Raw genomic sequence first — 23,464 nt, 5'->3', positions numbered from 1 at the left:
AGGGCGGCTTAGCCCCAGCACAGATCCGTGCCTTCAGCGACCGAGATGCTGTCGACGCCGTCAGCAGGTTCGTCCGTCACCAGCGCGACGCCGGTGTCAAAGAAATCCTTGCCTTCGGTGTTCTGCGGCTTGGTGCCGTCAGCAGCAAAAGCGGCAATCGCCTCGATCCCCTTGGACGCCATCAACAGTGGATACTGCTGCGCCGTTGCACCGATCACGCCGTCGGCGATGTTCTGCACGCCGGGGCAACCGCCGTCGACAGAGACGATCAGCACGTCGTTTTCACGGCCAAAGGACTTCAGCGCCTCATAAGCACCCGCAGCGGCAGGTTCGTTGATGGTATAGACCACATTGATCATCGGATCGACGGCCAGAAGGTTTTCCATCGCCTTGCGGCCACCTTCTTCGTTGCCGGCCGTGATGTCATTGCCGACGATGCGCGCGTCATCTTCGTCGCCGATGACGTTAGGATCGCCCAGATCAATGCCGAAGCCCTGCAAGAAACCTTGGTCGCGCAGCACGTCAACCGACGGCTGGCTGACTGCCAGATCAAGCATGGCAATTTTCGCATCAGCAGCGCCGTCGCCCAGCTTGGCGGCAGCCCACTTACCGATCAGTTCGCCCGCCAGAAAGTTATCTGTGGCAAAGGTCGCGTCAGCCGCGTCAATCGGGCTTAGCGGAGTGTCCAGCGCGATGACCAAAAGGCCAGCTTCGCGGGCTTGGGTCACAGCGCCAACGATGGACGATGTGTCGGATGCGGTCAGCAGGATACCCGATGCGCCATCGGCGATGCAGGTTTCAATAGCTGCGACTTGCGTTTCGTGATCGCCGTCCACCTTGCCAGCATAGGACCGCAGGGTCATGCCAGCTTCTGCGGCAGCCGCTTCAGCGCCTTCGCGCATTTTGACGAAAAACGGGTTGGTGTCTGTTTTGGTGATCAGGCATGCCGATGCGCCGTGGGCTTCGGCCGAAGCCATGCCAGCGGTCGTAATAGCAGCCAATGCGGTGCTGATAAGCAGTTTCTTCATGGTGTCCTCCCTAGGAATTCCTCTGACCGAAGCCTCCACTCCGGCAGTCAGGCGACTCGCTTTTGCGCTCGCCCTGACAGCTAGAAACGACATTCCAATCATCCTGTCAATTAATTAATTAGGTTACTTTATTAAATAGAGGGCGTATCCTAAGGCGTGGAAGGCGATTATGTAGCGCGTATGGAAACTGCTTTGATCCAGACTATCAGCACGGGCCTCAGCCAAAGCGGCGTGCGGGATCATAACTCGCGCCTGCTGTTGTCACTGGTGCAGCGCAACGTTGCGTTGCCGGGCACGGATATCGCGCGGTTGTCCGGTTTGTCGGCCCCCACGGTGTCCAGTATCCTGCGCAAACTGGAATCTGACGGGCTGGTTGAACGCGGCGACGCCGTGCGCGGCAAGGTCGGCAAGCCGTCGATTCCCATGCGCCTTGCGCCGACGGGGGCCTATGCTTTTGGGCTGAAAATCGGCCGGCGGTCAGCGAATCTGTTGCTGATGGACTTTGTCGGCAAAGTGCGGGCTGAGGTTCATCTGAGCTATGACTACCCCCTGCCATCAGAGATCTTTGCTTTCCTCGAAGAGGGGATCAGAGCGTTGACTGCCGATCTGCCCGCCGATCAGCGCACGCGGATTTGCGGCATCGGCGTCGCCGCCCCGTTCGAGTTGTGGAACTGGCACAATCTAAAAGGCCCGCGCGCTAAGTCGTTCCAGACATGGAAGGACGTCAGCATTGCAGGCGAAATTGCGCGGTTCAGCCCGCTACCCGTCATGGTCACGAATGATGCAACAGCGGCCTGCCAAGCCGAGCACATCTACGGCCGCGGTAAGGCGTTTCGGGACTACGCCTATTTCTTTATCGGGGCCTTTATCGGCGGCGGTGTCGTGTTGAACAATTCTGTGTTCGAGGGGCGGCAGGGCAACGCTGGCGCGCTGGGTTCGCTACGCAGCATCGGGTTGAACGGCGAAAGTATGCAGCTTGTGGATGCCGCGTCGTTGCACCTGCTAGAGGCGCGCTTGCAAGAAGTCGATCAGGATACCCGCCAACTGTGGACCGATCCGACCAGTTGGAAGCGTCTGTCGCGCTATGTCGATCCTTGGCTCAGCCAAACCGCGCAGGAACTCGCCAAGGCTAGCCTTTCCACCTGCGCCGTCATCGATTTCGAGGCGATCTTGATCGACGGTGCCTTCCCGGATCACATTAGGCACGAATTGGTGACGCGGGTGCGGCGCTACGTGGCGACGCAGGATACCCGCGGCCTTATTGTTCCGGCGATCGAGGCGGGGAGCATCGGCGCAAACGCCCGGGCCCTTGGGGCTGCTTGTGGTCCAATCCGCGCGAATTTCTTTCTCAATACCCACCAAGGCTTGTCTGCCGCCTGACCCAAACGACGGCACAACCCGTGGTTATACGGCCCGCGCGGATATTCCCGGCGTTTTGCCGCCAACGCGTTGGCGGCGTATTGAAAGTTCCTTGCAAAGCATCATATTCTGCACCGCAGCAAGAATCGGAATTCCCACATGACTTTATCGCGCAACAAAGCGCATCTTTCGCGACGGTCCTTTCTGTTGCGCGGTGCCTCATCCTTTGCAACCATCGCTGCGGTTGCACATATGGCCGCGCCTGCCTTTGCGCAGAACGCTGCTCAGCCGGTGCCATTTTCGTTTGAAATGCTGATCGAACGGGCCCGCCAGACGGCAGCTGCGGACTATGTTGCGCCAAACACTGTGGGCGCGCCGTTTACCGATTTGGACTACGACGACTATCGCAACGTCCAGTTTAACGAAGACAGCGCGCTTTGGGCTGGTCCGGATGCGACGGGCGTGCTGCACGCCTACCACCCCGGTTGGTTGTTCGACAGCACAGTGTCCCTGTTCGAAGTCGTCGGCAGCGTCGCGACGCCGCTGACGTTCACATCCGACGATTTCGTTTATTACGGCGATGCCGCAGGCAAGATAGGCGCAGGCACTCCGCTGCCAGGCGTCGCTGGCTTCCGCATCAACATGCCTCTGAATGCCCCTGACCGCTTTGACGAGGTCGTGTCGTTCCTTGGTGCCAGCTATTTCCGCGCCCTTGGCAAAGACAACCGCTACGGCCTCAGCGCACGTGGTCTGGCCGTCAATACGGCCACGTCAGAGGCCGAGGAGTTTCCCCGTTTCAGCGCGTTCTGGTTGGAACGTCCTGCTTTGGGTAGCACATCCGTGACGTTTTACGCCCTGCTGGAAAGCGAATCCGTCGCGGGTGCCTACCGTTTCGTGCTGACCCCCGGCGAGACGACGACCGTCGACGTGACAACCGAGCTGTTCTTCCGTCAAGACGTGGCCCAGCTTGGCATTGCGCCGCTGACGTCGATGTTCCTGTTCGGCTTGAACGATCGCGGCAGCTTTGATGACTATCGCACGCGCGTCCATGACAGCGAAGCGCTGATCATCAACAGCGAGAACGACACGCTGTTCCGGGTGCTACATAACCCTGAAAAGCTGGCCAATTCGTATTTCAGCGCGCAGTCGCCGAAGTCGTTTGGCCTGGTGCAGCGTCACCGTGCCTTTGACGACTACCTTGATGCGGGCGCGCACTACGAACTGCGCCCAAGCCTGATGGTCGAGCCGCAAGGCGATTGGGGCACCGGCATGATCCGCCTGATCGAAATCCCATCCGATCTAGAAGGGAACGACAATATCGTCGCCTTCTGGGTGCCGCAGGAAAGCTTTACCGCAGGCAGCAGCGCCAATGTGTCGTACCGTTTGCATTGGGGCATGGACCCCGTTGGGTCGCGGTCCGAACTTGCCCAAGTTTCGCGCACTTTGGCCGGTCACGGCGGCGTTGCTGGCGTAAAACCGCGCACGGATCAGCGAAAATTCGTCATCGACTACGAAGGCGGTCCTTTGGCGGAACCCTTTGGCGAGCAGGTGGTTGAGGCGCAGATAACGATCAGCGGCGGCAAAGTGCTTCAGCAAACGCTGCAGCGCATCGAAGGGCATGACGCAATGTGGCGTCTTGTGCTGGAGGTCGCGTCAGATGATGACGCCACAGTCGAGCTGCGCGCAAACCTTGCCGCCGGTGACCGGCAGCTGACAGAGACTTGGGTATACCAATGGCGAAAAGCATGACCTACGATTCCAGCGACGCTGTCGCTTTTCCATTCGACATGAAATCACTAGAGCCACCATTTGCCCCGCTCGATATGCCGCGGCAGGTGTTGGAACATGCTGAACGCCCGTCGATCATGAACCTCGTCAGCCGCCTCTTCTTGCGGAACGCCTGATTTGCAACCGCATTTAAGACCGCTGCGTACCCGCCTAAACCGCGTCGGTGCCTTGACGTTCGCAGCGCTGTGCACAGCGGCTGCCGCGGCGACGCTTGCACAGGCTGGTTTGAACACTGGCTTTGACGCGTGGGATGCGGCTGCGGTCTTTTTGATTGCGATCACAACGGGTTGGCTTGCATGGGGCGCAGCGCAGGCTTTTGTTGGTCTGCCGAGCCTTGCGCCATTGCCGCGTGTTGGGCTGAGCATGCAATCCTTTCCGCCGACGGCGATCCTTGTGCCAATCTGTAACGAAAACCCGGTAGAGGTTTGCGCCCGCGTGCAGGCCATGCGCCTGTCGCTGCAAAAGGCAGGCGTACCTGCGGATTTTGCCATCCTGTCCGACACCTCTGACCCTGATGCGCTGATCGCAGAGCGCAACGCGCTCGCGCCGCTTTTCTCTCTCGAAGACGGTCCGAACCGCGTTTATTACCGCGTACGCACCGACCGCTATGGCCGCAAGGCTGGCAACGTCGAGGATTTCATCCGCAAGGCGGGGGGCAATTATACCTACGTCGTGATGCTGGACGCCGACAGCCTGATGGAAGGCGAAACCATTCGCCACATGATCGCCCGGATGGAAGACAATCCCGGCATTGGTCTGCTGCAGTCGTTGCCCAAAATCGTCGGGGCCGGCTCTGCCTTTGGCCGGGCGATGCAGTTTTCGGCCAGCTTTCATTCGCCCGTTTTCGCGCGCGGCTTGGCGCGGATGCAGGGGCAGGCGGGTCCGTTCTGGGGCCACAATGCCATCGCCCGCGTGCGCGCCGTGTCGCAGTGCTGCGGTCTGCCGGAACTGTCTGGCCCGCCCCCCTTTGGCGGAACGATCCTGAGTCACGATTATGTCGAGGCTGCGCTTTTGGTGCGCGGCGGCTGGCAGGTCGAAATGGACCCCCGCATTGAGGGATCATTCGAGGAAGGCCCCGACAACCTGCTGGCCTTTGCCCGCCGCGACCGCCGCTGGTGCCAGGGCAACCTGCAGCACATCCGCTTGCTGAATGCCCCCGGTCTGCGCGGGTGGAGCCGGTTTGTCTTTGTGCAGGGCATCCTGTCTTATTTGGTGTCGCTGGCGTGGGGCGCGTTTTTGATCGTGTCGATGTTGTCAGCTGCAACTGCTGGCGCACCGAACTATTTCCCGGACGCCTACCAGCTGTTTCCCAAGTTTCCCGACGATAAGACATTCCAAGTCATCGCGCTGGCCGTGGGTGTCGGCGGTCTGCTTTTGCTGCCCAAACTAGCGATCTTTGCGGAATCCGTCGCCGCGCGGCGCACCTCTGGTTTCGGTGGCACAGCGCGGGCCTTCGCCTCTGTCTTGTCGGAAACCTTGCTGACTGCACTGATTGCGCCGCTGATGCTGATGTATCAATCCCGCGCCGTGGCAGAGGTGTTATCAGGCCGCGATGGTGGCTGGCCCGCAACCGCCCGCGGCGAAGGGCGGCTAAGCCTGCTGGACGGCTGGCGCGCCGGTCGCTGGATTACGTTGTTCGGTGTGGCTGTGACGATCTTTGTCCTGCAGGCCGCCCCGGCGTTGATCGTCTGGCTCTTGCCTGTCACCGTGCCGATGATTATTGCACCGCTTCTGATTACGGTCACATCGTGGCCTATTTTAACAAGTGTCTTCCGCGTTCCGCAGGAAATGACGCTGCCCCCCGTCGTCGCGGATTATCGCAGACGGATGGCGCAGGACGCCGGAACAGAAGGAATACCAGATGGCGCGATCACCCGCTCGGCCTAAGGCACAGCTTAGCCCGGCCCGGCAAGGTTTGATCGCTCCATCCCGCCCGCGTGATCCTCGGATCGACGCGTTTCGCGGGTTGGCGCTGATGATGATCTTGATCGATCACATGCCTGGCAATCCGTGGGAAGAGATCACTGTCCGCAATATCGGTTTTTCCGACGCGGCAGAGGCGTTCTTTATCATGTCCGGTATCGCGGCTGGCATCGCCTATTCCCCCGGCATCGCCCGCTGGCTGGCTGGCGAGTCGCGTTTGTGGGACGGCATGGCCCCGATGTGGCGCCGGTCTTGGACGCTTTATGTTGTGCAAATCGTGCTCAGCGTGATTGCCATCGGCCTATTCAGTTGGTCCGCTGGCGTGTTCTATCGGTCGGCATTCCGAGAGATGCATAACCTTGCAGCGATCTATGACAACACCGGCGGCGCGCTGATCGGCCTGCCGATACTGGGCTATCAGATCGGCTATGTGAACATTCTGCCGTCCTATATCGTGCTGCTGATCGCAGCGCCGTTTCTGCTGATCGCGGGGGTAAGGGCCCCATGGCTAACCCTCGCAGGGTCGGTCGCGCTGTGGTTTGTTGCTGGCGCGATGCGGTGGAATATTCCGATCTATCCGAGCAATGGTGGCTGGTTTTTGAACCCGCTGACATGGCAGCTGATTTTTACCATCGGTCTGTTGATTGGCATCCGTCACCGCCGCGATGAACGGCTTGTGCCTTATTCTAAAACGCTGTTTGCGCTGACCTTGGGCTTTTTGATCTTCGCTTTCGCATGGCGGCATGTGCCAGAGCTGGGCGCGATCATGAACCATAAGATGGCGCAGCTTGGCGGTTTGGGCGCGCCCGGCAACATCGTGTCCCACAACAAGACCATGCTGGCATTGCCGCGCCTGCTGCATATTTTGGCGCTGGCCTATGTGCTGTCTTGCCTGCCCTTTGTGACGCGCCTCTGCGCCCACCGATATGCTGCGCCCCTGCGGTTGATGGGCGGGCATGGGCTACTGGTGTTTGGGCTTGGTACGATCCTCGCGCTCGTCGGGCAAATCCTGATGATCGTAGAGCCGCGCGTGACTTGGCTGCCTTGGGTCTTGCCCGTGATCGGTGTGTTGATCTGCTATATCGCTGCCCGCATCGCCGACAGCGCCCGCAGCGCAAAGCCTGCGGCAAAGGCCAAAGTGCCTGCGCCGCAGTAGGGGCAACTAGATCGCTAGGTGCCGATCACACCCTTTTTCAGGATGATATTGCCGTAAAGCCGTGTCTCTCCGGTTTGGACGATCGCAAAGGCGGATTTGGCCCGTGTGTAAAACGCGAAGCGTTCTAGCTGGGCGATCTGCGCCGGGTTGTCGGCAGTTTGGGTGATGATGCTTTGAAATTCAGCGACGACAGGCGGGACCGCATCCGGATCATCGACAACTTGCATCACCAGTGCGGGGTCCGGCACGAAGCTGTCTAGCGGCAGCAGGCTTAGGATCGCCTGCAGCGCATCGGTTGCGCTAATCCCGTCCAGACGGTGACACCGTTGGCCAAGCGCCGTGCCGGGAAAGTTGGCGTCGGCGATCACAATCTCATCGCCGTGGCCCATGGCCCGCAAGCTATGTAGCAGATCTGGCGACAAAATCGGCGGGATATTATGCAGCATGGGGCGGCTCCTGTGGGACGGGGGCATCTGGGCGGATCAGACCTTGGGATTTTAAATCTGTCCAGAGGGCTGCGGGGATTGGCGTTTCAAAGATCTGAACGTTCTGGCGCACTTCGCTTGGATTGGCGGCACCGGGGATGACGGTTTTGACAGCCGGATGGCCCAGCGGAAATTGCAAGGCGGCGGCGATTAACGGCACCGCGTGATCTGCACACACAGCGCCCAGCTTGCGCACGCGGTCCATGATGTGATCCGGGGCAGGGGCGTAGTCATAGCGCGCGCCATCGATCGCGCCTGTCGCCAGAATGCCCGAATTATACGGCCCGCCCAGAATAATCCCAACGTCCCGCGCCACACACAGCGGTAAAAAGCTGTCCAGTGGGTCCTGTTCCAGCAGCGTGTAACGTCCCGCAAGCAGGAAGCCGTCAAAGTCAGCCTCGCCCAGCAGGCGTTCGCAAATCTGCCAAGTGTTCACGCCAGCGCCAATCGCAGCAATCTGGCCCGCGCTGCGCAATTCGGTCAGGGCGCGATAGCCGCCTTGGCTGAACAGCTCGCGCAGCTTTTCGTCCTCTCCGGCCGCGCCGTGGGTGCCGGCGTCGATATCGTGCAAAAACAGCATGTCGATCCGGTCCGTGCCGAGCCGGGCCACGCTGTCATGATAGCTGCGCATGATGCCGTCGTAGGTATAATCAAAAACGATCCGTTTCTGCGGCACATCGACAAAAGCCTCTGGCGTGACGTCTTGGGGTGCGCAGTCGTGCAGCACGCGGCCTACCTTGGTCGACAGGATCAGGGCGTCCTGGTCAAAGCGGGTCAAGGCATCGGCAAAGCGCAGTTCCGACCGGCCCAAGCCATACTGCGGGGCGGTGTCGAAATAGCGGATGCCCGCGTCCCAAGCCGCATCCAGCGTCGCCTGCGCATCCGCCTCTGATATGCGGCGATAAAGGTTGCCTAGTGGGGCACCGCCAAAGCCTAGCTGCGTTAACGGCAAAGGGCGCTGCGTGCGATTGTTCAGGAGGGTCGTATCAGACAGTCGCATCATGTCACCTTGCTAGCTGGGGCGGAAATAATCGGGGAATTGCTTCTCAAGCGGCTCAATCCGGCTAATCAGCTGACCCAGATGAAAGGCCATCGCGGTCTTGGCGGCCTCTGTGTCTTGATCTGCAATCGCGTCTAGAACGGCGCGGTGCTCTGCCACGGCCTGCGCTGGACGGCCCGGTTCAGGCAGCACAAGGACGCGTGCGCGTTGCAGTTGCAGCGACATCTGCCCTGCGACCGCGGCGACCTTTGGAAAGCCGGTAAAGCTAAGGATCAGGTCGTGGAATTGCAGGTCTGCCTCGAAAAATCCTTGAAAGTCGGCGTCTTCAACAAGCAAACCTTGCAGGCGCAGATTGCGTGACAGTTGGACCAGTTGGGCATCGGTGCGGCTCTCGGCCACGGCCCTGACCGCGGCAACCTCCACCGCGTCGCGCAGAAAGCTTTCCTCTTTCAGCGCGGCCATCGAAAAGCGGGACACGCGGGTGGCGGATTGGGGGATGATGTCAACCAAACCGTCCACGGACAGCCGGGCCAGCGCCTCGGCCACGGGGGACCGGGACACGCCTAACTGTTCGCACAGCGCGCCTTTGCGCAGAACCGCGCCGGGGGGCAGCGTCAGGTCAAGGATGCGATTCCGCAGCACAGTATAAACCCGCTGCCCCAAGGGGCCGTCCATGCCGTTGATATCAATTTCTTCGCTGACAAAGGTCATTGTCGTATTTTCCATAACTGACATGTTAGTTGACAGGTGCGCCAAGTCAATCTAGCCGTTGCTGTATTAAACCGCTTAATAGCCCGTCACAGGATTGCGCAACATGACGAAGCCACCCCGCATGCTAAAACTTCACCCAGACGACAACGTTGCAATCGCCTTCGGCGACATTGACGCGGGCGATGTGGGTTTTGCGGGCGGGCCGACGTTGCTGCAGGCGATCAAGCAGGGGCACAAATGCGCGCTTGCCCCGATTGCCGCAGGCCAGAACGTGATCCGCTATGGTCAGACCATCGGGCAGGCAACCACAGACATCGCGACGGGCGAACATGTGCATACGCAAAATTTGGGCATGGGCGCGCACACGCAGGACTACGCCCACGCCAGCGAGGCAAAGGCGCTTGCGCCCGCCGCCGAGGGGCGCACCTTTGACGGCTATCACCGCGCGGATGGGCGGGTCGGCACACGCAATTACCTTGGCATTCTGACCTCGGTGAACTGCTCTGGCTCGGTTGCTAAATTCATCGCAGAGGCGGCAGAGAAGTCGGGCCTTTTGGATGAATTCCCAAATATCGACGGCATCGTTCCGATCACCCACGGCACAGGCTGCGGCATGTCGGGCGATAACGAAGGTTACACCACGCTGTTCCGCACCTTGTCGGGCTACGCGCAGCACCCCAACTTTGGCGGCATCCTGCTCATCGGCCTCGGGTGCGAGGTGATGCAGATCGCCGACCTTATTGGCGGACGGCCCATACGGGCCGATGGCGCACTGCGCTATATGACGATCCAGCAAGAAGGCGGCACCCGCAAGACCATCGAAAAAGGGTTGAGCGAGCTGCGCGGCATCGCCGAACTGGCCAATACCGCCACCCGGCAGCCCGCACCGATTTCGCACCTGATGGTGGGGATGCAATGCGGCGGATCGGACGGCTATTCCGGCATCACCGCCAATCCCGCGCTGGGCATCGCGTCGGATCTGCTGGTCCAGCACGGCGGCACCACGATCCTGTCCGAGACGTCAGAGATTTACGGCGCCGAACACCTGCTGACACGCCGCGCGGTATCGGTCGAGGTTGGCCTAAAGCTGATCGACCGGGTGCGTTGGTGGGAAGATTACACCGCCCGCAACAAGGGCGAAATGGACAACAACCCCAGCCCCGGCAACAAGCGCGGCGGGTTGACCACGATCCTTGAAAAGTCCCTTGGCGCTGTTGCCAAAAGCGGCAGTGCGCCGCTGACCGATGTGTTTTTATTCGCAGAAAAGATCGAAACGCCCGGCTTTGTCTTTATGGACAGCCCCGGGTTCGACCCCTGCTCTGTCACCGGGCAGATCGCGTCGGGGGCGAACCTGATCGCATTCACCACCGGGCGCGGATCGGTGTCGGGCTATATGCCCACGCCGGGGATCAAGATCGCGACCAATTCGGAAATGTATCACCGGATGTCGGACGACATGGACGTGAACTGCGGCGATATCGTCAGCGAGGGTGTCAGCCTGACCGATAAGGGTCGCGATATCTTCGAATTGTTCATCCGCGTGGCATCGGGCGAGCCCACAAAAAGCGAAGAGCTTGGCTTTGGCGGCGTCGAATTCGTCCCCTGGCAGATTGGCGCAGTGATGTAGCGCCACGCCAAAACGGGACGGGACCAAGAGCTTGGGAGGGCTTTGTAGGTGAGTTATCTAGTCGAAATGCGGGGGATCGAAAAGCGTTTCCCCGGCGTTCATGCGCTCAAATCGGTGCAGTTCAATCTACGCCCCGGCGAAGTGCACGCCTTGATGGGCGAGAACGGCGCTGGCAAGTCGACCTTGATGAAGATCATGTCCGGCATCTATGCCCGCGACGGTGGAGAGATGTTTGTCGATGGCAACCCCGTCGCCCCTGACAGTCCCCGCGCGGCGCAAGATCTTGGCATTGGCATCATCCACCAAGAGCTGAGCCTGATGAACGATCTGACGGCCGCACAAAACGTGCTGATCGGGCGCGAGCCGCGGCGCAGTTTCGGGCGGCTGGACGAGCCTGAACTGAATCGCCGCGCGGCTGAAATCTTTGCCTCGCTTCGCCTAGCGATGGACCCGCGCACAAAGGTCAGCACGCAGACCATTGCCCGCCAGCAGCTGATCGAAATCGCAAAGGCGCTGTCCTATAACCCGCGCGTCTTGATCATGGACGAACCCACCGCCGCCCTGAACGATGCCGAAATCGCAGAGCTGTTTGCCGTGATCGCAAAGCTCAAGGCTGACGGCGTCGGGATCGTCTACATCAGTCACCGCATGGACGAAATTAAGCGCATCGCCGACCGCGTCACGATCCTGCGTGACGGTGCCTATATCGACACGCTGGACGCAGCGGACACGCCACTGTCCAAGATTATTCAGCTGATGGTCGGCCGCGAAGTCACGCAAAGCCGCGCCACCGTGCCGGACCTATCGCAAGCCCCTGTCGCGCTAGAAGTGCGCGGTCTGTCGCGCGGCAAAGACGTGCGCGACGTCAGCTTTTCCGTGCGCAAAGGGGAAATCCTTGGCTTTGCCGGGTTGATGGGTGCAGGGCGGACAGAGGTCGCGCGCATCATCTTTGGCGCCGACCCGCGTGACGCAGGCGAAATCCGTGTGGGCGGTTATGCCGTCGATATCCGCACGCCCCATGCCGCGGTGCAGGCCGGAATCGGTTACCTGTCAGAAGATCGTAAACACTTTGGTCTGGCCGTCGACATGACCGTCCGCGCCAACATCGCCATGGCGAATATGGCGCAATTCACGAGCCGTACCGGTGTGCTGGACGAAGGCGCGATGAAGCGCATTGCCGTTGATTACATCACCCGCCTTGGCATCCGCACCCCGTCCGATATGCAGGCCGTGCGCCTATTGTCGGGGGGCAATCAGCAAAAGGTCGTCATCGCCAAATGGCTGCTGCGCGATTGCGATGTGCTGATTTTCGACGAACCCACGCGCGGGATCGACGTCGGGGCGAAGTCCGAGATTTACGCCCTGCTCGAAGACCTTGCGGCCCAAGGGCGCGCGATCATCGTGATCTCGTCCGAACTGCCAGAGGTCATGCGATTGTCCCACCGCATCGCGGTGATGTGCGAGGGGCGCTTGACCGGCATCCTGCCCGGCGGCGCGCAAACCACCCAAGAACAGATCATGGAACTGGCAACACGGCGCGACAGCGCATTGACCGTTGCGGAGGACGCATAATGACCACGACGACTGCAAACACCCCACAAACCATGCTGTCTCGCATCATCGCGGCGGGCACGCATCAGCGGGTGCTGGCTTTTGCGTCCCTCGTCGTGCTGCTGATCGGCTTCTCGATCGCTTCGCCGAACTTTATGCAGACCAGCAATATGATCGCGATTCTGCAGGCGACGTCGGTGAACGGTGTGCTGGCGGTGGCGGTGACGCTGGTTATCATCACTGGCGGCATTGATTTGTCCGTCGGCACGATGATGACATTCTGCGCCGTGATCACCGGCGTCGTGCTAACCTATGCAGGCATGCCGTTGCTGCTGGGCGTTTTTGCAGCCATCGCGACGGGCGCGCTTTGCGGGTCTATGTCAGGCACTTTCGTCGCTAAGATGAAGATCCCGCCCTTTATTGCGACGCTTGGCATGATGCTGATCCTAAAGGGGCTGTCCCTTGTGATTTCGGGGACCCGGCCGATCTATTTCAACGACACGCCGGGGTTTAGCCTGATCTCTCGTGGCTCGATCATTGGCGATATCTTTCCCGCCATGCCGATCCCGAATGGCGTGCTAATCCTGTTCATCGTCGCTGGCGTCACCGCCTATATTCTGAACCGCACCGTGCTGGGGCGCTATTGCTTTGCACTGGGGTCGAACGAAGAATCCGTGCGTCTGTCGGGCGTGAACACCGACCGCTGGAAAATCGCAATCTATGCGCTGGCGGGGGGCATCGTCGGCATTGCCGGCTTGCTGATCGCCTCGCGCCTGAATTCGGCCCAGCCCGCATTGGGATTGGGGTACGAGCTTGAGGCGATTGCCGCTGTCGTCATCGGCGGCACGTCCCTGTCGGGCGGGCGCGGCTCGATCCTCGGCTCTTTGATTGGCGCGCTGATCATGGCGGTGCTGACCAACGGCTTGCGCGTGCTGTCGGTCGCGCAAGAATGGCAGACCGTCGTCACCGGCGCGATCATCATCCTCGCTGTCTATGCGGACATGATGCGTCGCAAAGGGGCCAGCTGACACAGCTTAGACCAAGACCCCGGCCTGCGAGGAGGCAGGCCGGGTCCATCAACCCAGGAGGAAACCACATGTTATCACGTCGTCTTTTGATTGGTGCATTGAGCGCCACACTCGCCCTCGGCTCTGCGCCTGCTGCCATGGCGCAGGATATTTATATCCCGCTGATTTCAAAAGGGTTTCAGCACCAGTTCTGGCAGGCTGTGAAATCCGGTGCCGATCAAGCCGCCGCAGAATTCGGCGTGCGGATCACGTTTGAAGGCCCAGACAATGAAACCATGGTCGATCGCCAGATCGACATGCTGGCCGCGGCGCTTGCCAACAACCCTTCTGCTATCGGCTTTGCCGCTCTCGACAGCCAAGCTGCCATTCCGCTGCTGCAACAGGCTGCCGATGCGGGCATCCCGGTCATCGCGTTTGACAGCGGAGTTGAGAGCGACATTCCCGCAACGACCGCCACCACAGACAACGTCGCTGCCGCCGCGCTGGCCGCTGACAAGATGGCTGAACTGATCGGCGGCGCTGGCAAAGTCGCCGTGGTCGCGCACGACCAAACCAGCCGCACCGGTATTGATCGCCGCGATGGTTTCCTGAACCAGATCGAAGCGAACTATCCCGATATCGAAGTTGTCAGCGTCCAGTATGGCGCGGGCGATCAGCTGCAATCGACCGAGGTTGCCAAGGCGATCCTGACCGCCAACCCTGATCTGGCGGGTATGTTCGGCACCAACGAAGGATCCGCCATCGGTATCGTCAACGCGATCCGAGAGATGGCCACCGAAGGTGTGACGATCATCGGCTACGATTCCGGCAAGGCCCAGACCGACGCAATCCGCGAGGGGTTGATGGCTGGCGCGATCACCCAGAATCCCGTCGGCATCGGCTATGAAACCGTCAAGGCCGCCGTCGCCGCCATGAACGGCGAGGAACTGCCTGCCATCATCGATACGGGCTTTTACTACTACGACCAGTCCAACATCGACGACGCTGAAATTCAGGCCGTTCTGTACGATTGATCCTTCTAATGTGTGGCCCGGCGACTGCTTGGGCCGCACAGCCATACGCAATTTCTGACACCCGAGGATACTATGAAACTTCTGCGCTACGGTCCCAAAGGCCAAGAAAAACCCGGCTGCCTTGATGCGCAAGGGCAGGTGCGTGACCTGTCGGACCATGTGGGCGATATCGCTGGCGCTGGGCTGTTGCCTGACGCGATTGCCCGGCTGCAAACGCTGGATATCAACGCGCTGCCCATCGTGCGCGGCACCCCGCAGGACGATCTGCGCCTTGGCCCCTGCGTCGGGCAGACGGGCAAATTCGTCTGCATCGGCCTGAACTATGCAGATCACGCCGCCGAAAGCGGCCTTGATGTGCCGCCAGAGCCGGTGATCTTTAACAAATGGACCTCTGCCATTGTTGGCCCTGATGATGACGTCCTGATCCCGCGCGGATCGCAAAAGACCGATTGGGAGGTCGAGCTGGGCATCGTGATCGGCAAAGGCGGCAGCTATATCGAAGAGGCTGACGCGCTGGATCATGTCGCAGGTTTCTGCGTCATCAACGACGTGTCTGAACGTGAATACCAGATCGAACGTGCTGGCACTTGGGACAAGGGCAAGGGGTGCGACACCTTCGGACCGACGGGCCCATGGCTGGTGACACCGGACGAGGTGGGCGATTTCAACGCGTTGGGCATGTGGCTAGAGGTTGACGGCAAACGCTATCAGAACGGATCGACCGCCACGATGGTCTACAAAGTGCCGCATCTGATTGCCTACTGCTCGCAATTCATGAGCCTTCAGCCGGGCGATATCATCTCGACCGGGACGCCGCCGGGTGTGGGTATGGGACTGAAGCCGCCGACCTATTTGAAAGGCGGCGAGGTTATCCGCCTTGGTATCGACGGCCTTGGTGTGCAGACGCAAAACGTGCGCCGCGCAAGCTAGGCGATCAGGCAATTTGCGCCCGTTAGGGCGCACGAAGAAGGGCGGGGGTCATTAAGGCCGCCGCCTTTTTGCGTTTCCGCCCCTCTGCATCCTGCATCAGTACAGAGTCGCTTTTTCAAAAGCGTTCCGATTAATCTGTGCGCGCTTAGCCCGATAAATGGGCGATAGGTCACGCAATCGCACACCAATTAGGCGAATTTGGCGGACGCCCTCGGTCAGACGGGAATTCTCTGGAATGTGATCGGACCCAAGGGACAGGGTTTGACCGTGCCGTAATGGCATCATCGCCGCGCGGCCCATCGGACTGACCCGTCCCAAACGCCGCTTGGTGAAGCAACAAAATTGCTGCGGTCCAGCAGATGCCGCGCGCAGGCCTAGGTCCGCGCGGCGCACCGGAACCCGGCAGACAACAGGGGATGACCATGACCACACCAATGAAAACCGCAGCCCTCACACTCGCCGCCCTCGCGGCGTCGACCACGCTTGCGTCCGCACAGGATTGCGCAGAGCCGATCAAGGTCGGCGTTTTGCACTCGCTCTCCGGCTCCATGGCGATTTCGGAAACCACGTTGAAAGACGTCATGCTGATGCTGGTCGAAGACCAGAACGCCAAAGGCGGCGTGCTGGGGTGCCAGTTGGAAGCTGTCGTCGTCGACCCTGCATCCGATTGGCCGCTGTTCGCTGAAAAAGCGCGAGAGTTGCTGACCGTGGACAACGTCGATGTGATCTTTGGCAACTGGACATCCGTGTCGCGCAAATCCGTCCTGCCGGTGATCGAAGAACTGAACGGCCTGCTGTTCTATCCCGTCCAGTACGAAGGCGAAGAATCCTCTAAGAACGTCTTCTACACCGGCGCTGCTCCGAACCAGCAGGCGATCCCTGCCGTTGATTACTTCCTCGAAGAGCTTGGCGTCGAAAAGTTCGCGCTGCTTGGCACCGACTACGTCTATCCGCGCACGACGAACAACATCCTGCAGGCTTATCTGATGAGCAAGGGCATCGCCGAGGAAGACATCTTCGTCAACTACACCCCCTTCGGCCAGTCCGACTGGGCGACCATCGTCGGTGACGTCGTGGCGCTGGGCGAAGACGGCAAGCAGGTCGGCGTGATCAGCACGATCAACGGCGACGCAAACATCGGCTTTTACAAAGAACTCGCCGCCGCTGACGTTAGCGCTGACGACATTCCCGTCGTTGCCTTCTCGGTGGGTGAAGAAGAGCTGTCCGGTCTGGATACGTCGAACCTTGTCGGCCACCTTGCGGCTTGGAACTACTTCATGTCCGCCGAAACGACTGAAAACGCTGACTTTATCGCAAAGTGGCACGCTTATATCGGTGACGATGCCCGTGTGACGAACGATCCGATGGAAGCGCATTACATCGGCTTCAACATGTGGGTCCAAGCGGTCGAAGCGGCTGGCACCACCGACGTTGACGCCGTGTCGGGCGCAATGATCGGCCAGACCTTCCCGAACCTGACCGGCACCATGGCGGAAATGCTGCCGAACCACCACCTGACCAAGCCGGTCCTGATCGGCGAGATCCGCGCCGACGGTCAGTTCGACATCATCAGCCAGACAGAGCCGGTTGCCGGCGATGCATGGACCGACTTCCTGCCTGAAAGCGCTGTACTGACCAGCGACTGGAAGGACCTGAAGTGCGGCATGTACAACACCGAAACGCAGACCTGCGTGCAGCTGACCTCTAACTACTAATCGCAACTTCTGGGCGCGGGGATCCTCCTCGCGCCCGGTCTACACTTTGACTGAAAGCCTATCATGTTGCGCATTCTGGCCGCTCTGATCCTCTCGCTCGGCTTTGCTTCCTTAGGGCAGGCGCAAGATCTGCAACCCGTCCTGCAATCCCACGCCAGCGAGATTGCAAAGCCGTCCCGCAGCAGCGTGTCGACCGCCCTTGATGCACTGGTCGCGTCTGGTCTGCCGCAGGTCACGCCGTTCCTAGAAGCGTGGACCGACAAAGGCATTTGGCAGCGCGACGCGGATGGTGTGTTCTTTTACGGCAGCGCCAAGGGCAGTGATCTGACCTTGCGCGACGTCGACACGGACGCCGAAACTGTTGTCACCACAAACGGTTACACTGAACTGCGCCCCAACGGCGGTGTGCGCCGCGTGATCGGCACGGCGCTGGTGCAATTTCAGCTATCTGACCCGGACATCACCCGCCGCCTGTCGGCCATCGACTCCATCGCGCGCCGCCCCGACGCCGACCAATTAGAGCCGCTTTTGGCGTCCATCGACGGCGAAGCTGACCCCGCTCTGAAGGCGCGTAAAATCCAGCTCGCGAACTTCCTCTCTGCCAGCTTTGCCCCCACTGTGGCGGACCGCATCACCGCCATCGACAGCCTGTCGCGCGACACCTCGATCGAGGCGCGGGCCGTCCTCAACCAGATTCTTTCCACCAAGTCCGCCGTGGCGACGGCCCTACCAGAGGCCAATATCGCCCGCACTCTGGCCCCGGGCGATGACCTGACCGTGGCAGAGGCCTACGACCGTTTGATTGCTGCTGACCTTGCGCCGCCCGTGATCCCGCCTGCTGCCATCCGCGATGCGCTGGCCGCTAATATCATCGACGGCCGCGTCGGCGGCCTGCCCACCGCGCAGCTTGGGACCGACGATGCCCGCGCGCAGGCCTATGCCGCATTGGCTGCCGCTGGCACCGTGCCGCCACTGGTCACCGCGCAAGATCAAGCTGCCGCCGCCGCGCAACACGTCTTCTACGACGTCTATGACCAAGACGACGCCGCCATTACGGATGCCGCCCGCGCCGCGCTGACGTCGGTCGAAACCCGCGTCGCCGCCGCGCGCTTTGCCGACCTCGCGCTCGACGCGCTATCGCTTGCGTCCATCTACTTTCTTGCGGCCATCGGCCTTGCGATCACCTTTGGCGTGATGGGCGTCATCAACATGGCCCATGGCGAATTCATCATGATGGGGGCCTATACGGGATATGTCGTGCAGCAGTTCGTGCCCAATTACACGCTGTCGATCATCATTGCCCTGCCGCTAGCCTTTGCCGTGACCTTTGCTGCTGGCGTGACGATGGAACGCCTTGTGATCCGCCACCTTTACCATCGCCCGCTGGAAACGCTGCTGGCGACCTTCGGCATCTCTATCGCGCTGCAACAGTTGGCCAAGAATATCTTCGGCACGCAGGCCCGCCCTCTGACATCTCCGGGGTGGCTCGACGGCGCTTGGGTGCTGTCTGACGTGATCCAGATCAGCTATATCCGGATCGCGATCTTCGTTTTAGCACTGCTATTCCTTGGACTGATCATCCTGATCCTGAACCGCACACGGCTGGGGCTAGAGGTCCGCGCCGTCACCCAGAACCCCGGCATGGCGGCCTCTATGGGGATCGATCCCGACCGCATCAATATGATGACCTTCGGTCTTGGTTCTGGCATCGCGGGCATCGCCGGGGTCGCCATCGGCCTCTACGCCAAGGTCACCTCTGAAATGGGTGCCGACTATATCGTGCAAAGCTTTATGACCGTTGTCGTCGGCGGCGTCGGGAACGTTTGGGGCACCCTCGCTGGGGCCTCTATGATCGGGTTTTTGCAAAAGGGGATCGAGTTCCTGAACCCCTCCAACACCTTAGCCGCGCAAACCTACATGGTCCTGTTTATCATCCTCTTCATCCAATTCCGCCCAAAGGGCATCGTCGCCCAAAAGGGCCGCGCGGCGGCCGACTGATGCGCTGCTTCTCCCTTCTTCTGGTCAAAAATACCTCGGGGGTGCGGGGGCTGGCCCCCGCCTCCGCGGCACGCACCGCGCGGCGCAACTTCCGGATCCAAAGGCACACAACATGACCCAAGGCTTCCTCGTCACCAACCGCTCTGTCCGCTGGTTCCTGATGGCACTCGCCCTGTTCACTGCCGTCGTGGCTTTCGGGTCAGAGGCTTCGGGCGCAGGCCTTGTCTCGACCTCGCTCGTCAAAACGCTCGGCAAGACCCTGTGCCTATGCCTGATCGCCGTCGCGATGGATGTTGTCTGGGGCTATTGCGGCATTCTAAGCCTCGGCCACTTCGCCTTCTTCGGCATTGGCGGCTACGCCGTCGGCATGTGGCTGATGTACGCCCGCACCGAGGGCATCGTGATGTCCAGCCTGCAGGCGCAAACAATCCCGCCCACCCCGGCAGAGGTGTCGGACGCCATCGGCAGCCAGATCTTTGGCGTCGTGGGCAGTTCCGACTTTCCGATGATCTGGGCCTTCGCCCACAGCCTGCCGCTGCAGTTGCTGATGGTCGTCCTCGTGCCGGGTCTTCTGGCGCTGGTTTTCGGCTGGCTGGCCTTTCGCAGCCGGGTCACGGGCGTGTACCTGTCGATCCTGACCCAAGCGATGACCCTCGCGCTCTCGCTCTACCTGTTCCAGAACGACTCCGGCCTGCGCGGCAACAATGGCTTGTCCGGCCTACAAAACATCCCCGGGTTCGAGCAGACCTCGCAAGCCACGATCAGCCTCGTGTTCTTCCTCGCCTCCGCGCTCGCCCTTGGCCTTGGATATGTCCTGTTCGCTTGGGTCGTGGCCGGCAAAATGGGCAGCGTCGTCAAAGGTATCCGCGATAACGAAGCGCGCGTGCGCTTTCTGGGCTACCGTGTCGAAGGCTACAAACTGTTTGTCTTCACGCTGACCGCCGTCGTCTCGGGCATCGCCGGGGCGCTTTATTACCCGCAGGCGGGCATCATCAACCCGGCAGAAATCGCGCCGATTGCCTCGATCTACTTGGCCGTCTGGGTGGCCATCGGCGGGCGCGGGCGGCTTTACGGCGCGGTCATCGGGGCGGCGTTGGTGTCGCTCTTGTCCAGCTGGTTCACAGGTGGCGGCGCGCCGGATGTGAACCTTGGTTTCTACCGCATCCAGTGGACCGACTGGTGGTTGGTGCTGCTTGGCCTGTCCTTTGTCTGCGTCACGTTGTTCTTTCCCAAGGGCATCGGCGGGCTGTTCGACTATATCGTCAGGAAACCATCATGAGCAGCCTTCTTGAAGTCTCTGGCGTCAGCAAAACCTTCGACGGTTTCCGCGCGATCAACGACCTGTCGATCCAGATCAACGAGCCGGAGTTGCGCGCCATCATTGGCCCCAATGGCGCGGGCAAGACCACCTTTATGGACATCGTGACCGGAAAAACGAAACCCGACGTCGGCCGCGTCGTCTGGGGAGAGCGGAACGAGTCCCTGCTTGGCCTGTCAGAGGCCGAGATCGCGAATAAAGGCATTGGCCGCAAGTTCCAGAAACCCACCGTGTTCGAGGATCAAACCGTCCGCCAAAACCTTGCCATGGCGCTGAAAAATCCGCGTGGGCCATTTGCGGTGCTATTCCACCGCAAGACCGAGGAAGGGGCGGCAAGGATCGAAGAGATCGCGGCAGAGATTGGTCTATCGGACCAACTGACCCGCACCGCAGGAGAGTTAAGCCACGGACAAAAGCAGTGGCTGGAAATCGGGATGCTGCTTGCGCAAGACCCGCGCCTGCTGCTGGTGGATGAACCTGCCGCTGGCATGACGGCGGAAGAGCGGGAAAAGACCACCGATATCCTGCGCCGTGCGGCCCAGACCCGCGCCGTGGTCGTGGTTGAACACGATATGGAGTTCGTCCGCCGCCTTGATTGCAAAGTCACCGTCCTGCACGAGGGGCATGTGCTGGCCGAAGGCTCGCTGGACCACGTCACTGCCGACCCCATGGTGATCGACGTTTATCTGGGGCGGTCTGATGCTTGAAGTCACTGATCTTTCGCTGAAATACGGGCAAAGCCAGATCTTGTATGACGTGTCCATGACCGCCCCCGTCGGGCAGGTCACGACCGTTATGGGCACGAATGGCGTTGGCAAAACCAGCCTGCTGCGCGCATTGTCGGGGCGGCACGGCTACAGCGCTGGCACCATCACGCTGAACGGCGACGTGCTAAACCACCCCACCGCCGCGCAGGCCGCAAAGGCGGGAATCGCTTATGTGCCGCAAGGGCGCGAAGTCTTTCCGATGATGAGCGTGGCCGAGAATTTGGAAACCGGCTTTGCCTGCCTGCCCAAGGGCGAACGGCATGTGCCCGATTGGATTTTCGATCTGTTCCCTGTGCTGGCGGAAATGCAGCATCGCCGCGGCGGCGATCTGTCCGGCGGGCAGCAGCAGCAACTGGCGATTGCCCGCGCCTTGATCACCAAACCCCGCGTTTTGCTGCTGGATGAACCCACTGAAGGTATCCAGCCCAATGTGATCCAGCAAATCGGCCGCGCCATCGCCCAGCTGCGGGAGCGTGGTGATATGGCGATCATCCTTGTGGAACAGAATGTCGACTTCGCGTGGCGTGCGGCGGACAGCTTTGTCATGATGAAACGCGGCGCGGTCTGGCGCAGCATGGCCAAGTCGGACTGCACCCGCGAAGACGTCGTCGCGGCATTGGCGCTATAACTGCGTCCAAGCGTCGTGCCTTAACCTCTCGCGCCCCTGCGTCGCGCCTTGAACTCACGCCCCTACGGGGCGATACCCCTCGGACGGCGGCAGGGGGCTTGGCATGACGGATGCGGACAACAGCGAACAGGGCGGCGCGGTTCTTGCGCTGGACGCTGTCTGCCTGACGCGGGGCGACCGGCAGGTTCTGCGCGATGTGACCCTGCACAGCCGCGCCCGGCGGATCGGGATCGTGGGGCGCAACGGATCAGGCAAAACGACCCTCGCGCGGGTGATCAGCGGCCTTGTCCCGGTGGACAGCGGCACGCTGAAGGTCTGCGGCGTTGATGTAGTCCGCGATCGCAAAGCAGCGTTGCGCACCGTTGGCATCCTGTTCCAAAACCCCGACCACCAGATCATTTTTCCCACCGTGCATGAGGAGCTATCCTTTGGCCTGACGCAAATGGGTCAGTCGAAAACCGAAGCTGCGCGCCGCGTTGCCGCGATCCTATCCGATTTCGGCAAGTCCCATTGGGCCGATGCCGCCACCCACAGCCTGTCCCACGGGCAAAAGCAGCTTGTCTGCCTGATGGCCGTCATCGCCATGGCCCCCCGTGTGGTCGTGCTGGACGAGCCTTTCTCTGGCCTTGATATCGTCACGCGGATGCAGCTGGGCCGCTATCTGTCGCAGATCGCGGCGGCGGTCGTGCATGTGTCGCATGATCCGGCAAGCCTGCAGGACTATGACCATGTCGTGTGGCTCGACGCGGGCCAAATCGTGCAGCAGGGACCGGCGCAGGATGTGCTGGCAGCCTATGTTACGCAAATGAAAGCATTGGGGGCGGGCGATGATCTCTCTGACCTCGCCGGTTAAGACGCGGGCGCACCGCTGGCCTGCCGGGGTTAAGCTGGGGCTGCTGTGCGCCGCGACAGTCATCCTTTTCATGCAGCATAATATCGCGTTCCAGGCGGCCGCTTTTGCCGGAACTGCCGCCATCTATTGCTTGCCCGGCACCGCCTTTGCCCGCGCAGGCGCGCGCGCGGTGTGGCGGCTTTGGCCGTTCGTCGTATTGGTCGCGGTCTGGCACCTGATCGTCGGTGCGGGCGAACAAGGGGCGATCATCGTCCTGCGGATGCTGACGGCGGTGGCGCTGGCCAACCTTGTCACAATGACCACCAGCCTCAGCCAGATGATCGCAGCCGTCATGTGGCTGGCCGCCCCGCTGGCAAAGATCGGCCTCAACACCCGCGCATTGGCCCTTGGCATCGCCCTCGTCGTGCGCTTTACACCAGCTCTGGCGGACAAGGGAACGGCGCTGACCCAAGCATGGGCTGCGCGGTCACCGCGCCGGGCCAGCTGGCGGATCATCGTGCCATTCGCCGTGCTGGCCATAGACGACGCTGAATACGTGGCCGAGGCGTTGCGCGCCCGCGGCGGAACAAACCCCTGAAAGGGCTAA

At 61.0% G+C, this 23,464-nt stretch carries 21 protein-coding genes; 17 read left to right on the top strand and 4 right to left on the bottom strand.

The features are described from left to right. Positions 1-8: 8 nt before the first annotated feature. Entirely contained in the window at positions 9-1,028 is a 1,020-nt protein-coding gene (locus KBW81_RS14035) for a substrate-binding domain-containing protein (RefSeq protein ID WP_254247600.1), read from the bottom strand. 180 nt (positions 1,029-1,208) lie between these two features. On the opposite strand from KBW81_RS14035, the gene KBW81_RS14030 reads away from it, so the two are divergent. From KBW81_RS14030 to KBW81_RS14010, 5 genes are all read left to right on the top strand, one after another. Next, positions 1,209-2,408, top strand: a complete 1,200-nt coding sequence (locus KBW81_RS14030) for an ROK family transcriptional regulator (protein ID WP_254247599.1) — start codon at positions 1,209-1,211, stop codon at positions 2,406-2,408. Positions 2,409-2,546: 138 nt separating this feature from the next. Beyond that, on the top strand, positions 2,547-4,136 hold the full coding sequence (locus KBW81_RS14025; protein WP_254247598.1) for an OpgD/OpgG family glucan biosynthesis protein: 1,590 nt from the start codon (positions 2,547-2,549) through the stop codon (positions 4,134-4,136). Further along, a complete protein-coding gene (locus KBW81_RS14020) occupies positions 4,133-4,291 on the top strand; it encodes a hypothetical protein (protein WP_175499139.1) in 159 nt (52 codons plus the stop codon). The genes KBW81_RS14025 and KBW81_RS14020 overlap by 4 nt, the downstream gene beginning before the upstream one ends. Position 4,292: 1 nt before the next feature. Beyond that, complete coding sequence (mdoH, locus tag KBW81_RS14015) at positions 4,293-6,062, top strand: glucans biosynthesis glucosyltransferase MdoH (RefSeq protein ID WP_090185416.1); 1,770 nt, start codon at positions 4,293-4,295, stop codon at positions 6,060-6,062. Then, complete coding sequence (locus tag KBW81_RS14010; RefSeq protein ID WP_254247597.1) at positions 6,037-7,254, top strand: OpgC family protein; 1,218 nt, start codon at positions 6,037-6,039, stop codon at positions 7,252-7,254. Before mdoH ends, KBW81_RS14010 begins: the two co-directional genes overlap by 26 nt. A gap of 14 nt (positions 7,255-7,268) precedes the next feature. On the opposite strand, the gene KBW81_RS14005 is transcribed toward KBW81_RS14010, so the two are convergent. The 3 genes from KBW81_RS14005 to KBW81_RS13995 are packed head-to-tail and all read right to left on the bottom strand — an operon-like array spanning position 7,269 to position 9,465. Continuing rightward, on the bottom strand, positions 7,269-7,700 hold the full coding sequence (locus tag KBW81_RS14005; RefSeq protein ID WP_254247596.1) for an RbsD/FucU family protein: 432 nt from the start codon (positions 7,698-7,700) through the stop codon (positions 7,269-7,271). Beyond that, on the bottom strand, positions 7,690-8,739 hold the full coding sequence (locus tag KBW81_RS14000; protein ID WP_254249070.1) for an aldo/keto reductase: 1,050 nt from the start codon (positions 8,737-8,739) through the stop codon (positions 7,690-7,692). Before KBW81_RS14000 ends, KBW81_RS14005 begins: the two co-directional genes overlap by 11 nt. Before the next feature lie 12 nt (positions 8,740-8,751). Continuing rightward, complete coding sequence (locus tag KBW81_RS13995) at positions 8,752-9,465, bottom strand: GntR family transcriptional regulator (RefSeq protein WP_254247595.1); 714 nt, start codon at positions 9,463-9,465, stop codon at positions 8,752-8,754. An 88-nt stretch (positions 9,466-9,553) separates the two neighbouring features. Between KBW81_RS13995 and KBW81_RS13990 the strand changes: the two genes are divergently transcribed. From KBW81_RS13990 to KBW81_RS13935, 12 genes are all read left to right on the top strand, one after another. Next, positions 9,554-11,077 (top strand): UxaA family hydrolase, encoded by a 1,524-nt coding sequence (locus KBW81_RS13990; RefSeq protein ID WP_254247594.1) that lies wholly within the window; start codon positions 9,554-9,556, stop codon positions 11,075-11,077. Positions 11,078-11,125: 48 nt separating this feature from the next. After that, complete coding sequence (locus KBW81_RS13985; RefSeq protein ID WP_254247593.1) at positions 11,126-12,649, top strand: sugar ABC transporter ATP-binding protein; 1,524 nt, start codon at positions 11,126-11,128, stop codon at positions 12,647-12,649. Beyond that, positions 12,649-13,656, top strand: a complete 1,008-nt coding sequence (locus KBW81_RS13980; protein WP_090185430.1) for an ABC transporter permease — start codon at positions 12,649-12,651, stop codon at positions 13,654-13,656. Before KBW81_RS13985 ends, KBW81_RS13980 begins: the two co-directional genes overlap by 1 nt. A 68-nt stretch (positions 13,657-13,724) precedes the next feature. Next, positions 13,725-14,669 carry an ABC transporter substrate-binding protein gene (locus KBW81_RS13975; RefSeq protein ID WP_254247592.1) on the top strand — a complete coding sequence of 315 codons (945 nt, stop codon included), beginning with the start codon at positions 13,725-13,727 and terminating at the stop codon, positions 14,667-14,669. Between the two features lie 72 nt (positions 14,670-14,741). After that, positions 14,742-15,599, top strand: a complete 858-nt coding sequence (locus KBW81_RS13970) for a fumarylacetoacetate hydrolase family protein (RefSeq protein WP_254247591.1) — start codon at positions 14,742-14,744, stop codon at positions 15,597-15,599. A 422-nt stretch (positions 15,600-16,021) separates the two neighbouring features. Then, complete coding sequence (gene urtA / locus KBW81_RS13965) at positions 16,022-17,314, top strand: urea ABC transporter substrate-binding protein (protein ID WP_254247590.1); 1,293 nt, start codon at positions 16,022-16,024, stop codon at positions 17,312-17,314. Positions 17,315-17,377: 63 nt separating this feature from the next. Then, on the top strand, positions 17,378-19,312 hold the full coding sequence (urtB, locus tag KBW81_RS13960) for an urea ABC transporter permease subunit UrtB (RefSeq protein ID WP_254247589.1): 1,935 nt from the start codon (positions 17,378-17,380) through the stop codon (positions 19,310-19,312). 112 nt (positions 19,313-19,424) lie between these two features. Further along, positions 19,425-20,591 (top strand): urea ABC transporter permease subunit UrtC, encoded by a 1,167-nt coding sequence (urtC, locus tag KBW81_RS13955; RefSeq protein ID WP_254247588.1) that lies wholly within the window; start codon positions 19,425-19,427, stop codon positions 20,589-20,591. Continuing rightward, complete coding sequence (gene urtD, locus KBW81_RS13950) at positions 20,588-21,337, top strand: urea ABC transporter ATP-binding protein UrtD (protein ID WP_090185444.1); 750 nt, start codon at positions 20,588-20,590, stop codon at positions 21,335-21,337. The genes urtC and urtD overlap by 4 nt, the downstream gene beginning before the upstream one ends. Further along, positions 21,330-22,025 carry an urea ABC transporter ATP-binding subunit UrtE gene (gene urtE / locus KBW81_RS13945; RefSeq protein WP_090185445.1) on the top strand — a complete coding sequence of 232 codons (696 nt, stop codon included), beginning with the start codon at positions 21,330-21,332 and terminating at the stop codon, positions 22,023-22,025. Before urtD ends, urtE begins: the two co-directional genes overlap by 8 nt. Before the next feature lie 103 nt (positions 22,026-22,128). Beyond that, on the top strand, positions 22,129-22,878 hold the full coding sequence (locus KBW81_RS13940; RefSeq protein WP_254247587.1) for an energy-coupling factor ABC transporter ATP-binding protein: 750 nt from the start codon (positions 22,129-22,131) through the stop codon (positions 22,876-22,878). After that, on the top strand, positions 22,853-23,455 hold the full coding sequence (locus tag KBW81_RS13935) for an energy-coupling factor transporter transmembrane component T family protein (protein ID WP_254247586.1): 603 nt from the start codon (positions 22,853-22,855) through the stop codon (positions 23,453-23,455). The genes KBW81_RS13940 and KBW81_RS13935 overlap by 26 nt, the downstream gene beginning before the upstream one ends. Positions 23,456-23,464 lie beyond the last annotated feature (9 nt).

The organism is Loktanella salsilacus, from assembly GCF_024206795.1.
GTDB lineage: Bacteria > Pseudomonadota > Alphaproteobacteria > Rhodobacterales > Rhodobacteraceae > Loktanella > Loktanella salsilacus.
This window is presented reverse-complemented; position numbering and strand designations above follow the sequence as displayed.

Excerpts from the sequence above, each read along its gene's own strand:
- KBW81_RS14035 (WP_254247600.1), bottom strand. The coding sequence starts at position 1,028 with ATGAAGAAACTGCTTATCAGCACCGCATTGGCTGCTATTACGACCGCT.
- KBW81_RS14030 (WP_254247599.1), top strand. The coding sequence starts at position 1,209 with ATGGAAACTGCTTTGATCCAGACTATCAGCACGGGCCTCAGCCAAAGC.
- KBW81_RS14025 (WP_254247598.1), top strand. The coding sequence starts at position 2,547 with ATGACTTTATCGCGCAACAAAGCGCATCTTTCGCGACGGTCCTTTCTG.
- KBW81_RS14020 (WP_175499139.1), top strand. The coding sequence starts at position 4,133 with ATGACCTACGATTCCAGCGACGCTGTCGCTTTTCCATTCGACATGAAA.
- KBW81_RS14010 (WP_254247597.1), top strand. The coding sequence starts at position 6,037 with ATGGCGCGATCACCCGCTCGGCCTAAGGCACAGCTTAGCCCGGCCCGG.
- KBW81_RS14005 (WP_254247596.1), bottom strand. The coding sequence starts at position 7,700 with ATGCTGCATAATATCCCGCCGATTTTGTCGCCAGATCTGCTACATAGC.
- KBW81_RS14000 (WP_254249070.1), bottom strand. The coding sequence starts at position 8,739 with ATGCGACTGTCTGATACGACCCTCCTGAACAATCGCACGCAGCGCCCT.
- KBW81_RS13995 (WP_254247595.1), bottom strand. The coding sequence starts at position 9,465 with ATGGAAAATACGACAATGACCTTTGTCAGCGAAGAAATTGATATCAAC.
- KBW81_RS13990 (WP_254247594.1), top strand. The coding sequence starts at position 9,554 with ATGACGAAGCCACCCCGCATGCTAAAACTTCACCCAGACGACAACGTT.
- KBW81_RS13980 (WP_090185430.1), top strand. The coding sequence starts at position 12,649 with ATGACCACGACGACTGCAAACACCCCACAAACCATGCTGTCTCGCATC.
- KBW81_RS13975 (WP_254247592.1), top strand. The coding sequence starts at position 13,725 with ATGTTATCACGTCGTCTTTTGATTGGTGCATTGAGCGCCACACTCGCC.
- KBW81_RS13970 (WP_254247591.1), top strand. The coding sequence starts at position 14,742 with ATGAAACTTCTGCGCTACGGTCCCAAAGGCCAAGAAAAACCCGGCTGC.
- urtA (WP_254247590.1), top strand. The coding sequence starts at position 16,022 with ATGACCACACCAATGAAAACCGCAGCCCTCACACTCGCCGCCCTCGCG.
- urtB (WP_254247589.1), top strand. The coding sequence starts at position 17,378 with ATGTTGCGCATTCTGGCCGCTCTGATCCTCTCGCTCGGCTTTGCTTCC.
- urtC (WP_254247588.1), top strand. The coding sequence starts at position 19,425 with ATGACCCAAGGCTTCCTCGTCACCAACCGCTCTGTCCGCTGGTTCCTG.
- urtD (WP_090185444.1), top strand. The coding sequence starts at position 20,588 with ATGAGCAGCCTTCTTGAAGTCTCTGGCGTCAGCAAAACCTTCGACGGT.
- urtE (WP_090185445.1), top strand. The coding sequence starts at position 21,330 with ATGCTTGAAGTCACTGATCTTTCGCTGAAATACGGGCAAAGCCAGATC.
- KBW81_RS13940 (WP_254247587.1), top strand. The coding sequence starts at position 22,129 with ATGACGGATGCGGACAACAGCGAACAGGGCGGCGCGGTTCTTGCGCTG.
- KBW81_RS13935 (WP_254247586.1), top strand. The coding sequence starts at position 22,853 with ATGATCTCTCTGACCTCGCCGGTTAAGACGCGGGCGCACCGCTGGCCT.